Genomic DNA, 12,731 nt, shown 5'->3' with positions numbered 1-12,731 from the left:
ATAGGTAATTTTTGTGTTAGAAGCGTGCGTACTGGCAACAATACTGTGCGGGTTTTTCGGCATCATCCTCAAAAAAAACCTGGTGATGAAGATTGTCTCGATGGATGTGATGAGTACGGGGGTGATTGCCTTTTACGTGCTAATTGCATCACGAGAAGGTTTATTTACTCCGATTATTTCTGAGGTAAAAAAAGCTGCTTATGCTGATCCTGTTCCCCAAGCAGTGATTTTAACAGCGATCGTCATCGGTTTTTCGATTCAGGCTTTGATGCTAGTTGGTGTCATGAAGTTGGCACAGGATAATCCGACGTTGGAAAGCAACGAGATTGAGAACAATAATACGCCATGAATACTATTACTATTGCTTGGGTTGCAATCCCATTTTTTTTAGGGTTCATTATTTTTCTAGTTCCCAAACTTAACCGACATTTGACGCTGTGGGGTGCGATCGCATCTGCGGCTTATGCAGTGCAACTATTTCTAGAACCATCACCTCTAAATCTGAATTTACTGGATAGTTTTGGTATCACTTTAGTCGCTGACCAGTTAAGTGCCTATTTTATCTTAACTAATGCTTTGGTAACGGCTGCTGTAGTCCTCTACTGTTGGGGTAGTGATAAAACGGCTTTTTTCTATGCCCAGATGATTATTGTGCATGGTAGCCTGAATGCGGCCTTTATCTGTGCAGATTTCATCAGTTTATATGTGGCTTTAGAGGTCAGCGGGATAGCTGCTTTTTTGTTGATTGCATATCCTCGAAGCGATCGCTCAATTTGGGTAGGTTTACGCTATCTGTTTGTCAGCAACACAGCCATGTTATTTTATCTGGTGGGTGCGGCGCTGGTTTATCAAACACATCATTCCTTTAGTTTTGCAGGTTTAAAGGGTTCACCACCAGAAGCACTAGCATTAATTTTTCTCGGACTATTAATCAAAGCTGGGATTTTTGTTTCAGGATTATGGCTACCCTTAACACATTCAGAATCAGAAACTCCAGTTTCCGCTTTGCTTTCAGGTATCGTCGTTAAAGCCAGTGTTCTACCCCTTTTGCGTTGCGCTGGCATTTCTGATGAAATTAATACCATAGTCAATATTTTTGGTGTGGGAACAGCTTTGCTGGGTGTATCCTATGCTGTTTTAGAAAAAGATACCAAGCGCCTGTTAGCATTTAGCACTATTTCCCAGTTAGGCTGGATACTCGCTGCACCTGAAGTAGGAGGCTTTTATGCCCTAACTCATGGAGTGGTAAAATCATCTTTATTTCTGACTGCGGGTTCTTTACCCAGTCGCAATTTTAAAGAACTGCAATATAAACTTATTAATACTAAGATTTGGATTGTCTTAGTTATAGCCAGTTTATCAATTTCTGGTTTTCCTTTATTGTCAGGTTTTGCAGCCAAGGTGTTAACTCTGAAAAATTTAGAATCTTGGCAATTGATAGCCATGAATGTGGCAGCAGTGGGAACAGCCATATCCTTTGCTAAATTTATCTTTTTACCCCATAAAAAAGACGATGAACAAAAAGTAAAACCCGGTTTTTGGGTAGCAGTAATATTCTTGCTGACTGGTTTAGTTGCAGCAAATGTTGTCTATTTACAAGCTTATAATATTGCCGACATTACCAAAGCGATCGCAACTATAGCCGTTGGTTGGTTAGCATATCATCTGATTTTCAAACGATTAGCAATATATCTACCCCGTGTATTTGAAGAATTTGAGCATTTAGTTGGTGTAATGAGTCTAACTTTAATCCTGCTATTTTGGATGGCATTAGCATGATCGGACATTTGATATTAAGACTAACAATTTGGTTTTTACTCACATCAGATGTGAGTTTGATAAATATTATCATTGGCGTAACAATTGCCCTTCTCTTACCACGTGGCTACACATCACGGGAAAAATTAACAGAATGGGTCAAGGTTCTCAGTCAAATCTTGGTCGCTATTCCGGTGGCTTTTAAAGAGGCATTTGAAATTATCTTTTTTCCTCATCAGCAAGAAGAAATTATTATGGAAACAGTGAAAATTAAACGTTCTCCTCTCCTAGTTTTCATAGATATATTTCTCATTACCTTTACACCTAAAACTATAGTTGTTAAACACCATGAAGAAGAAGGCTCTTATGAAGTCCACTACATTAAACCCAGGGGGAAATAATAATCATGAATCTAGAAATAGTCTTAATAGCCATGATAGTGGCTTTACTTATCCCCATTTATGAAGCCTGGAAAACCGATGATACCTGGCAGAAAATGTTAGCTTTTGCCAGTATTTCTAGTAAAGCAGCAATCATCATTTTAGTCATTTCTGTTTCGAGAGATGATTGGATGATTGGTGTAGTAGCAGCGATTATTTTGAGTGTAGGAAATGCCGGATTAATGTTATTAGCACATATTTTGAGGAGATTGAGTGAAGCATGATCAACATTATTAGTTATATCTGTATTGGCATAGGCATAGTTTTTTGGTTTTGGGGAACTTCTCATCTAGTCAGCAACAGATCAGTATTATTCAAATTACACGGACTTTCTGTTGCTGATACTCTGGGTTCAATGATTATTATTGTCGGATTATTACTAAAAATACCCAGTGAATGGCCATTACTTATTTTGGGCATTATTTCCTTAGCAATTTGGAATACTATGCTTGGTTATGTATTAGCATACTGTTCAACTGAAGAGGCGAAAAATGAATGATACCTATCTCTATTTAATTATTGCTTTGTTACCATTAACTGCGGGAATGCTAGTCACTCAAGTTAACCCCTACCATGCCTTAGTTATGCGTGGGGTATTGGGTGCAGTAGCAGCAATGGTAGATGCAGTTTTAGGAGCAGCAGATGTAGCTTTAACAGAAGCATTGATGGGAACAATGTTATCTATTACTCTCTATGCAGTGGCGGTACGTTCATCCTTAGTTTTACGTTTGGGTGTAATAGAAGAACAGTCAATAGAAAAAAATCAGGATAGCAATTTTCAAGAACTGATACACAACTTCCGTAGCATTTTTAATAAACATTATATGCGTTTGGAACTTGTACCTTACAACAGTAATCAATGTTTGCAAAAGGCTTTGATAGAAAAAGAAGTTCATGCAACTTGTGCGCTCATTGAAGAAACCGAGCAAACACATAAAACTTACAAAACTGCGATTCGAGTACGACGCATTTATAAGATCGTAGAAAGCGAACTATCATCACCAAATACAATTTTAACCTATCACAATCTTTTAGATTTAGGGGAGAAGAATTCATGAAATTTGTTTACATTTTCGCGGGAATAGCTTTGTTTGTAAAAATGCTAATTCTACCTGATTCAGCACCTAACTTAGCAGATATTTCTATTACAGAAACAGTGGTTAAAGAAAGTGGGGTTATTAATGCGGTATCAGGTATTATTTTCCGAAATCGTCTATATGATACTATTTTTGAAGTAATTGTATTTACAATTGCTATTCTCGGAGCTAATTTTTTACTCGCTAATGAAACTCCTTCCTGCACAATTTATCAATTCAAGGATCAACCATCCATTATTTTAGCTCGTTTGGGGGCGACAATTGCGGCGTTAGTTGGTATTGAATTAGCAATTAGAGGACATTTGAGTCCTGGGGGTGGTTTTGCTGCTGGTGTGGCAGGTGGAACAGCAATTGGATTAATAGCAATCACTTCATCATACCAATGGATGCAGGATATTTACCAGCGTTATCATGCTGCTATTTGGGAGAAGATTTCGGTGTTAGTTTTTATCGTTTTATCAGTGATAACTTTGTCGGGAATAGAGTTACCACATGGGGAGTTAGGGACGCTATTTAGTGGTGGCATTTTGCCGATATTAAATATCCTAGTTGCTGTGAAGGTAGCGTTAGGATCTTGGGCAGTTCTTTTGATTTTTATTCGTTATCGGGGTTTGTTGTAGCTTTGAGTTTGAGTTCGCGCAAAGTATCAGAAAAATTACTATGATAAATTGCGCTACCCATAAAATAAGCTATCAATCTCAAAGACATAATATTAACATCGCTTTATTTGTGATAATACAACTACAATTTCGTCCATTGCTTTTCTAACAATGCTTGCAGGTTGTTCAGATTGATTTACCATAATACTGAACACTAAAGGTTCATAATTAGGTGCATTTATATATCCAGATAGGGCAACTACACCCATCATTGTACCTGTTTTTGCTTGCACAATTCCCTGAGCAGATGTGTTAAGAAAGCGATTTTTTAAAGTCCCACTCATAGCTGCAACAGGTAAGGAAGAACGGAACACTTCTGCTTGGGAAGATTTACCCATAATTTGCAAAAGTTGTACTAAAGCTTCTGGACTAATTAAGTTTTTGCGAGATAATCCAGAACCATCTACTAAAATGTAACTTGTTGGTTCAATTCCTAATTCAGTTAAAGTAGTTTTTAAAACTTGCAATCCTACATTAACAGTAGTTTGATTTTTTTCTAGTGGTTGTTTATTAGCTATAGTCCTGAGTAAAGCCTCAGCATATAAATTATTACTATTTACATTTGTTTCTACCAATAACTCAGACAAAGGTGGAGATTCAACAGATGCTATTTCTTGTTCATTTTTACCAATATCACTGCTAGAAGATGTTTGTTTAACAGCAATTCCTTCTGATGCTAAACTCTGCCGAAAATGCCTTAAAAAATTATCAATGGGATTAAAAACAGCCAAAGCTGTGATATCAGGTTTGGAATTAATAGGTAACTGTCCATTAATATGTAAAGTTTGTCCTTTTAAATCACGGGTAACTTCAACATAACCCGGTTCATCTTTTTGAGTAGTTACAGAATTATTTTCGACTTGCCACCAATATCCTTCTATCGGTTCAGCCCAATTAATTTTTAGAGGTTGCCCAATATTTTGAGGTGATAATGTTAATATAGAAGCGTTTTCATTTAAAATTAAGCTATTGACTGGTGCGCCATAATAAGCCTGTACATCTTCCCATTGCCAACTAGGATGAACAACTTCACCTTGAAAATAACTATCATCAGCAATTAATTGATTAATTTCACGAATACCTTTTTGCTGTAGTTGTTTAGCCAAGATTGTTAATTGGGTATATTTTAAACTTGGATCTCCTCTACCTACAACACGTAAAACACCATTATTATCTTGATAAATAGAGGTACGAATGCGAAAATTTGCTCCCAATTTTTGCAATGCAGCAGCAGTAGTAAATAATTTGGTATTAGAAGCAGGAATAAAATATTTATTTGCATCTAAACTGTAAAGAGTTTTTGTGGATACGAGGGGTTTGACCAAAATTCCCCAACGCATTCGACTAAATGGAGGACGATTAATAACTGCATCTATAGATGATTGTAATTGATAGGGACAGGTGGATTTTGTATTAGTGACTGGTGCAGTTGGAGTTTGTGCTTGAACTATTTGCTGGTTAACACCAATTTGGACACTAATAAATAGAAGCATCAAGCTAATAGAAATTTTTTTGTAAATCATTTTTGTAGATAATTTTAAGTTCGGATAACTACACATACTAAAGCTATAATAATCATATTTGATTTCTGAAAAAATCTAGGTATATGTAGTATATGTAGGGTGTACTAGGCGTAAGCCGTAACGCACCAAAGGCTTCGAGGAAGGTGCGTTACGCTCCGCTCTAAGCGTAGCCATGCGCCCTAGGGCTTTACGCACCCTACGTGTATTTCAAAAGTCAAATATTAGTCCTATAGTAGTCTGTCAACTCAAAAATGACGGGTTCATTCGTCAGATGTCAAATGTCTGTTAATTGTTGGTAAATTATCGAGTCTGACGTAGTTGGTGAGCTTGCCGAACCACACCCTACAAAGCAAGCCAATTGGCTAAGTCCTGAATCAGTCAAAATGTCTTTGACAAACTACTAGTATATTTGATAATTGCGATCGCTCAAATCCATGATATTCAAGGTAAATAAGTTAAAAAAAATGCTTCACATTAATTTACTTACGTAAAGCCTGAAACTAGGCAATTTCGTTCATACATATCATATACAGTTTGTACAGTGCGTAAGTCATAGCTGTAATCAATTTTACCGATTCAATGAAAGTAGTCGTTTTTTAGCTACTTTAGTTCTCAGCCTGAGTTTTCTAAATAAACCTCGTCCAAGTTGAGAGCTGGAGTTTTTCACAAGGGAACTCTTAACAGGGAATAGGGAAGAGTATAGGATTTAGGAACAAAACCCGATTAGGAAAAAACTATTGGTTTCAAAGTAGACGTGGTTTATGTCCCTGTATATGTAGCCGAGAGAGTTCTAGAGTTCTCCAATTAAAAAAATATCCCAAAATTTCTTGTGGTGCGGGCATCTTGCCCGCTAATAATACAAGGACGGGCAAGATGCCCATCCCACAAGATTGGATCATCTTTTTTGTGGAGTTCTCCTATGGGTTGTTGAGAAAATGTTACTTGTCATGAGTTCATATTTAAAGGCTGTGCTATACTCGCGGATATAAGGATTACTTTCGGTTGAGTTAGTCGTTTTGATTTCTTTTAAATGAGTCTCTCCGAATCTAACTCTCTACAATCGCTGGTTTGGGAGACTACCCATTTATGTCGATTTACCTTGGCAATTTGTCCTATCATGTTATAGAAGAAGGACTGAAAGCCTATTTTTCTGAATCATGGAAAAATTAGCCTTGTGCAGTTTACCCACTGATGCGGAAACAGGTCAGCCGCGTGGCTTTGGTTTCATGGAGATGAAATTTGAAGGACAAGAAACAACAGCTATATAAGTGCTTGATGCTTCTGAGTGGATGGGGCGCAATTTCAAAGTGAACAAAGCTAAAACCCGTGAAGAAAAAATTTCTCCTCGTGGTGGTAGTTGGGGTCATAACAATTGTGGCGATCGCTAATAATCCTGTTTCTGAAAAATTTTCCAATCTAGAGTCTCTAGTAAATAACGCCAAACGTTCGACGCTGCTGAGACATTTTTTTAATTCTAGTATAGTATATATTCACCCACAATAAGGAGTAATGAATATGACGCAAGTGGTTTTGGGAGAAAATGAAGGTATTGAATCGGCTTTGCGGAGATTTAAGCGAGAAGTTTCCAAAGCTGGAATTTTCCAGGATATGCGTAAAAATCGCCATTTTGAAACACCTTTAGAAAAAGAGAAGCGCAAAGCAATAGCTAGACATAAGCAACGTCGTCAACAACGTTCTCGCTTCAAGTAATAAATCAGGGTAATGTTCACTGCGACTGGAAACCCAGTCAGAGTCTCTTCATTATTCCGCGTGACTTCTGTTCTGTGTGGCAATGTATTTTAAAAGCCGCAACTAACTAGCAGAAATTAATAAAAAAACCTGTTTGTAGTAGCGCTGTATATGCATTCGGCGCTACTACAAGTTGTATTAAGGCTAGAAATGTCTAAATTTCCGCAAAGGCTCTTTCAATCAAACGTCGAGCTAAAGTCTGTGTTCCGGTGTGTTCATAGTAATTTGTAGCCACATCCAGGAACGCTGCCAGATAGTCTAATTTATCATCAGCAAGTTCCATAAAACTTTGTAAGTTTCCAACGACCTTTTGTGGCGTTAAATTATTGGCTGTCACAATCCCATTCATCCAACCTTTAACTGAATCAAAGCTTTCACCGATAAAGTTGAGTTTACCAGCATCATTACTGCCCGGAATTGAATCTTTGATAGTTTGGAAAGTCGAGTTTTGTGCTAACTCCTGTGGATTTGTTTGACTAGTTAAAGATAAAGCTTTGTTGATGAAGTCAGGTCCCAGGGGTATTAAACCATCAACACAAATTAAGGCTACCATGCGGATGAGTGACTCACCGCTATACTCACCTAAAGCGCCGACGAAATCACCAATGCTGTCTCCGGGAATACCGTTAATTTGGCAAAAGGCTACTAATTCAGCGACTACTTTTAAAGTTAAGTCAATGGTTTGGGCTTTGTCTGGTTTGGGAGTGAGGGAGTTTAAAAAGCCCAACATGGGTATGTTTTGACCGACTTTGTTAGCCAAAGCTGCTGCACCAAGCGCCCTGTCAGTACCGTCAACGGTTTGATAAAGCCACATGGCTCTTTGATATCCTTGGGATTTATCGTTATATAGATAAATCGCTCGTTCACCAATTTGCTGAATTAAACTTTCATCATCTTCACCAGTGACGGTTTTAATTGTGTTGACGAAGCCAATGGTATTTTGCCACTCACCAGGAGCGACAAAATCTAAAGCATTCAACATGGAAACTGTCAAGTTGCTACTTGGTAGCTGATCAACTAATTCAAAGATAGATTTACTCACAAAAAAAATCTCCTGATTTTAGGTTTAGCGTAATTTAGACATTTAAATTAGTGCTGAGTGCAATTATGACTATAATTACTCAGCACTTAGGAATATTGTGATAATTCAACTCATTTTAATTCAGCCAAGTCGTCGAGATTAAATTTTTCTATCCATTCAGAGCGATCGCTTGCAGTAAATAATGGATCTTTAGAAATCACCTTCACTTGGTACTTACCAACCAAAACAGAAGTTTGGGTTTTGCCCTGTTCCACAGCAGGATAGCCGTCAATTTTCTTAGTGCTATTAGCATATTTTGACGCTGTTGCTGGTGTGCTGCTAGTGTCAGAAATCGCTAATTGAGCAACAACTTTACCGTCTTTTTTCAAATTCGCTTCCGAAAAGCCTTTTTTCTCTTGGGTATAAACTCGATCATAGCCATCTTCCCCTGTTGGGAAAAATTTGTTTAATTTACTACCTTGAGTTGCATTCTTGACAACAGCCTGTCCACTTTTTTGCTTAGTACTTTCCTGTTGTACTTGATCAAAGCGATTAGGTGCTGCTGTAGAACAAGCTGTAGTTAGTAGTAACACAGACAGCAATAAACTAGCTAAAATCCTGCGCCCACGCAATAAACTCACCTTTGTTCTCCTTAAAAATGCTTGAGAGTTGAAGCAATTATCTGTTCTACTATCGTCTTTACACCAGAAAATTTACTTTTTGATCATTATTCGTATTGAAGATTACTAATTTCCAGGGGCGAAGCATTCAGACAGGTCTAATGGCTTGGACGACAGGTTATAGCCCGAATGCTTCGCCCGTTAGCAGTCAGTCGATTCTGCTTCACAGCGATAAGCTACCACCGCATAGAATGGATCTCCTGCACCTACACCCAACCACTGTAAAAAATTTGGTGCTGTTGATTGATTAACAATCACCTCAGGAGTAGTAAATCCCGGTACAGAAGAAAAGTAACGCTTCACTAATTCGACTCTGGACGCTTCAGAAGCATCTCGCCAGACTTGAATCGCCTTTTGATGAAACATCCGGTTAGAAAAGCTGATAATTGCCACACCACCAGGTTTGAGGATGCGATGAATTTCTGAAAATATCGCCTCTGGATATTGTACATACTGCACAGAAACACAGTTAATAACAGCATCAAAGTCTTGATCCGGAAAGGGTAACTCAGGCTTTTGATTGAGGTTCTGCACCAAATAATGATTCAAGCGAGGATTACGCGCCAGTTCCTCAGCATTGAGTCCATGTCCTTCAACATGATCAAACTCTATTTCTTCTGGTAGATGAGACACCCAGCTGCTCATCATATCAAATATCCGTGTATTGGGCTTAAGTCGCTGACGATATAAATCTGTCAACTGTTGAATAAAGCCTTCATCCACATGAGTAACAAAGCGCGGATAGTCATAAAATAACTTGTCATCACTATCATCTAACTTAAGACGTTGATTTGGTCGCAATATCATACAAATTTGTTTGGAAAAATTTTTTTGCCTGATTTGGGTCAATTTAGTTAGTATTTTGATTTTAAATTGTGTATACTAACCAAAATAATTTTAGAATAAATCCGTCACTGTATTTAAAAAAATCGGCTTTTTATCAGTATTAATTAAATGTTTTATAAATCACCTTTATTTACCTTTATTTGGCATCAAATTCGTCTATCATCAAAATCTCATTTTACTAACTTGTTAATTTGGCTATTACCTTTATTGCTATTTAGCTCTGGTGAAAATAGCCTCATGGCACACGATGAAGCGCTTTATGCTAGGCGAGCGCGGCTAATGTTTGAATCTGGTGATTGGATAGCTCCTTGGGGTAATGCCCATCATAAAACCCCTGGTTTTTATTGGTTAATTGCTATTTTTTATAAATTATTTGGTGTTAGTGATATTAGTGCGCGAATACCTAGCATGATTGCTGGAATATTGAGCATATTTGTCATATATGAAATAACTAAAATATTCTTTAATGAAAAATTGGCATACCTAACATCAGCTATTTTAAGCGTAACATTTCTCTGGTTGCAATATTGTCGCCTAGCCACACCTGATGTGCCGATGATCTTATTGGTATTGATAGCTATTTATTCTTTACTGCAAGCTGAATTATATCCAGAATCTCGATCTATTTACGGTTTTATTGTCGGTGCTAGTCTTGCTTTATGCTTCTTGATGAGAAGCTTTATGATTGTATTACCAATAACAGCATTATTACCTTATTTAATTTGGGAAAATCCCCGCCATCGTCATCTTACCAACCCAATGTTGTTTGTAGGGACTTTAGCCGGGTTAATTCCTACTATAATTTGGTTGTCGTTTAACTGGCTACGTTATAGTAGTGATAGTTGGAGACAGCTATTAGGATTTGTAGTACAACTGGGTAGCCGTGAACAAAATGGTAACAACATACTTTTCTATTTCTGGAATCTGCCTTTAAAATCTTTTCCTTGGTTTGGTTTCGCTATTTTAGGGTTAATTTTGGTAATTCGTAACCCAATTCCCCGCTACCAGTTGCTATTAGTAGGTTTTCCCTTAATTCTATTTACAGAAATTAGTCTATTCTCCACTCGTTTGTCTCACTATAGTCTTTCTCTTTATCCCTTTATCGCCATATTTGCTGCTGTGGGTTTAGACTGGTTAGCAAAAATTTACCAACACAGAAAATCGACTAAAATAAAAGCATATTTTCCTCGGAATATTAGTTATGCAATTGGCATTTTAGGATTTATCTGTGCTTCGGCTGGTGTAGCGGTTTTAATCGCAGGCATTGTTGATATTCAAAAATATGCAATTCTCGCCTTAATTTCGGGTTTAGCTTGTTTAATTGTACCTTTAATTTGGATTGGGCGTTACCATTTTAATTACAAATATCTTACTGCTAGTCACTGGGTAAGTGGTTGGTTAATTGCAAGTTGGCTATCTATAGCTACCGCAGGTAGTTTAGGCTTGTTAGGAGATTTTAACCCTGCATTTAGAATTTTCTTTCAGCAAAAATCTATCGCTGCAATTCTGCAAAATCATCCTGTCTCTTTTGTTAAATCAGACGATAAAAATTCTGTGTTAATTAATTTCTATACTCCTATTCATGGTCAGCAAGTAGACTCAATTTCTCAATTGTCAGCTTTGAGTTATGCTTGGATTTATGCACCTGAAACTGTTAATGTATCTAAAAAATATCGTGTTATTGGTACTGTTAAAAATTATCAGTTAATTCAAGTTTTATAGCCTTTCCCACTCTAGTTAGATACAAAATTACCCCTCCCCAACCCTCCCCTTGGTAAGGGGAGGGTGCGCGACAGCGCGGGTGGGGTGTATTTCATGAGCTTGGGAATTGCTATATCTTTTTAATAGATCGCAGAGGCAAAGAGATAGAGCAAAAATAGGAATTAGATAATTTTGTGCTTAAAAGAAGTAGTTTGTAGTTCTAAGCTGGATGATAATAATAACGAACTACAAACTAACCAGAAAGATGCAAAATTTACTTAACATTAGTCTCTTCTTTACTGGCTTCTTTGTCTTTAAATAAGTCAGCAGTTGTTAATAGCAAATCTCTCAAAGTTTGCTTTAATTGACGTTCTTTTTTCGCTATTGATGCACCTGCTTCACCCAGCTTATTTTCTAATTGAGAATGTTTTTCTCCTACCTGTGTAACCATAGATTCAGCTTGGGGACGTGCTTGATCATACCAAGTTTTTGCTTCGTCTAAGTAGTCTTTGACTTCCCCAGAACGTCCACCATAACGTGCAGCTAGATTAGCACGAATAATCGCTAATTGTGCTTGCAGTTGTGCGTAGCGTTTCTTTAACAAAGAAACTTCTTCACTATCTTGGATAGCATGGATAGCAGATGCGATCGCACTTTTAGTATTAGCAGATGTTTCTTGACCAGTTTCTACTATCTCTGCTAACATTCCATCAACTTCATGCTGGAGTTGTTCTTCTTCATGATCTAATCTAGTCTGTAGCGTCTTCAATTCGATTTGGGTTTGTGCGATCGCTTCATGTCTTTTACTATTTACCCCTTCTAACGCACCTTCAATAGAGGCCGTGACCTCTTCTTTGATTTCGCTACCCTTATCTTGTAAATTTTCAATTACTGCTGAAACCGCATCTTTAACTAAAGTGCGTAACTCGCTAGAACCTTCTTTCAATTCAGCAGCTACCTGAGAAACTGCGGATTTGACAATTTCGCGAATATTCTCAGTTCTCAACTGTCCAGTAGCTTTAGCTTCCTGTAAATCTGCTTGAATTGTTTCTTTAATGTTGTTAGTCATGTTTACCCTTAGGAATTTAGCTAATTTGCATAGCAATCGGACATGATGCTACATCTTCATTATGGCGCAGTCTTCTTTATCCATACACCTCCTTTAGATAGAAAAACACAAGTTCAAATAGATGATTTTTACTGCGTTACCAGTTTGTGAGATGATGAATATGTACTGATAATAATTGCAAATTAATT

At 37.4% G+C, this 12,731-nt stretch carries 14 protein-coding genes and 1 pseudogene; 10 read left to right on the top strand and 5 right to left on the bottom strand.

Going from position 1 to position 12,731, the window contains the following annotated elements; translation table 11 throughout:
* Positions 1–13 precede the first annotated feature (13 nt).
* The 7 genes from AC012T_RS14705 to AC012T_RS14675 are packed head-to-tail and all read left to right on the top strand — an operon-like array spanning position 14 to position 3,915.
* Complete coding sequence (locus AC012T_RS14705; RefSeq protein ID WP_487059422.1) at positions 14–349, top strand: cation:proton antiporter subunit C; 336 nt, start codon at positions 14–16, stop codon at positions 347–349.
* Positions 346–1,779 (top strand): cation:proton antiporter, encoded by a 1,434-nt coding sequence (locus tag AC012T_RS14700; protein ID WP_487059420.1) that lies wholly within the window; start codon positions 346–348, stop codon positions 1,777–1,779. The genes AC012T_RS14705 and AC012T_RS14700 overlap by 4 nt, the downstream gene beginning before the upstream one ends.
* Positions 1,776–2,159 (top strand): Na+/H+ antiporter subunit E, encoded by a 384-nt coding sequence (locus tag AC012T_RS14695; protein ID WP_487059418.1) that lies wholly within the window; start codon positions 1,776–1,778, stop codon positions 2,157–2,159. The genes AC012T_RS14700 and AC012T_RS14695 overlap by 4 nt, the downstream gene beginning before the upstream one ends.
* A 5-nt stretch (positions 2,160–2,164) precedes the next feature.
* A complete protein-coding gene (locus AC012T_RS14690; protein WP_487059417.1) occupies positions 2,165–2,422 on the top strand; it encodes a hypothetical protein in 258 nt (85 codons plus the stop codon).
* Positions 2,419–2,697 (top strand): monovalent cation/H(+) antiporter subunit G, encoded by a 279-nt coding sequence (locus AC012T_RS14685; RefSeq protein ID WP_487059415.1) that lies wholly within the window; start codon positions 2,419–2,421, stop codon positions 2,695–2,697. Before AC012T_RS14690 ends, AC012T_RS14685 begins: the two co-directional genes overlap by 4 nt.
* A complete protein-coding gene (locus AC012T_RS14680; protein WP_487059414.1) occupies positions 2,690–3,256 on the top strand; it encodes a DUF4040 domain-containing protein in 567 nt (188 codons plus the stop codon). Before AC012T_RS14685 ends, AC012T_RS14680 begins: the two co-directional genes overlap by 8 nt.
* Complete coding sequence (locus AC012T_RS14675; protein WP_487059412.1) at positions 3,253–3,915, top strand: Na(+)/H(+) antiporter subunit B; 663 nt, start codon at positions 3,253–3,255, stop codon at positions 3,913–3,915. The genes AC012T_RS14680 and AC012T_RS14675 overlap by 4 nt, the downstream gene beginning before the upstream one ends.
* A 92-nt stretch (positions 3,916–4,007) precedes the next feature.
* Here the strand turns inward: AC012T_RS14675 and dacB are convergent, their stop codons facing one another.
* Positions 4,008–5,474 (bottom strand): D-alanyl-D-alanine carboxypeptidase/D-alanyl-D-alanine endopeptidase, encoded by a 1,467-nt coding sequence (gene dacB, locus AC012T_RS14670; protein ID WP_487066599.1) that lies wholly within the window; start codon positions 5,472–5,474, stop codon positions 4,008–4,010.
* Between the two features lie 1,089 nt (positions 5,475–6,563).
* On the opposite strand from dacB, the pseudogene AC012T_RS14665 reads away from it, so the two are divergent.
* Both AC012T_RS14665 and rpsU read left to right on the top strand, forming a co-directional pair.
* Positions 6,564–6,865, top strand: a pseudogene (locus AC012T_RS14665) (RNA recognition motif domain-containing protein).
* 127 nt (positions 6,866–6,992) lie between these two features.
* Positions 6,993–7,187 (top strand): 30S ribosomal protein S21, encoded by a 195-nt coding sequence (gene rpsU, locus AC012T_RS14660; protein ID WP_013192888.1) that lies wholly within the window; start codon positions 6,993–6,995, stop codon positions 7,185–7,187.
* 193 nt (positions 7,188–7,380) lie between these two features.
* Here the strand turns inward: rpsU and AC012T_RS14655 are convergent, their stop codons facing one another.
* From AC012T_RS14655 to AC012T_RS14645, 3 genes are all read right to left on the bottom strand, one after another.
* Positions 7,381–8,268, bottom strand: a complete 888-nt coding sequence (locus AC012T_RS14655; protein ID WP_487059410.1) for a hypothetical protein — start codon at positions 8,266–8,268, stop codon at positions 7,381–7,383.
* 110 nt (positions 8,269–8,378) lie between these two features.
* A complete protein-coding gene (locus AC012T_RS14650) occupies positions 8,379–8,888 on the bottom strand; it encodes a hypothetical protein (RefSeq protein WP_487059408.1) in 510 nt (169 codons plus the stop codon).
* Positions 8,889–9,068: 180 nt separating this feature from the next.
* The gene (locus AC012T_RS14645; protein ID WP_487059406.1) at positions 9,069–9,734 is read right to left on the bottom strand and encodes a methyltransferase domain-containing protein; all 666 of its coding nucleotides are present in this window, start codon (positions 9,732–9,734) and stop codon (positions 9,069–9,071) included.
* 147 nt (positions 9,735–9,881) lie between these two features.
* On the opposite strand from AC012T_RS14645, the gene AC012T_RS14640 reads away from it, so the two are divergent.
* Positions 9,882–11,495 (top strand): ArnT family glycosyltransferase, encoded by a 1,614-nt coding sequence (locus AC012T_RS14640; protein WP_487059404.1) that lies wholly within the window; start codon positions 9,882–9,884, stop codon positions 11,493–11,495.
* A gap of 253 nt (positions 11,496–11,748) precedes the next feature.
* On the opposite strand, the gene AC012T_RS14635 is transcribed toward AC012T_RS14640, so the two are convergent.
* Positions 11,749–12,543, bottom strand: coding sequence for a histidine kinase (locus AC012T_RS14635; RefSeq protein WP_487059402.1), 795 nt, complete (start codon positions 12,541–12,543; stop codon positions 11,749–11,751).
* Positions 12,544–12,731 lie beyond the last annotated feature (188 nt).

It is taken from the genome of Anabaena sp. EIM26 (assembly GCF_057568715.1).
The sequence above is the reverse complement of the archived record's forward strand: the minus strand, read 5'-3'. Positions and strand labels throughout refer to the sequence as shown.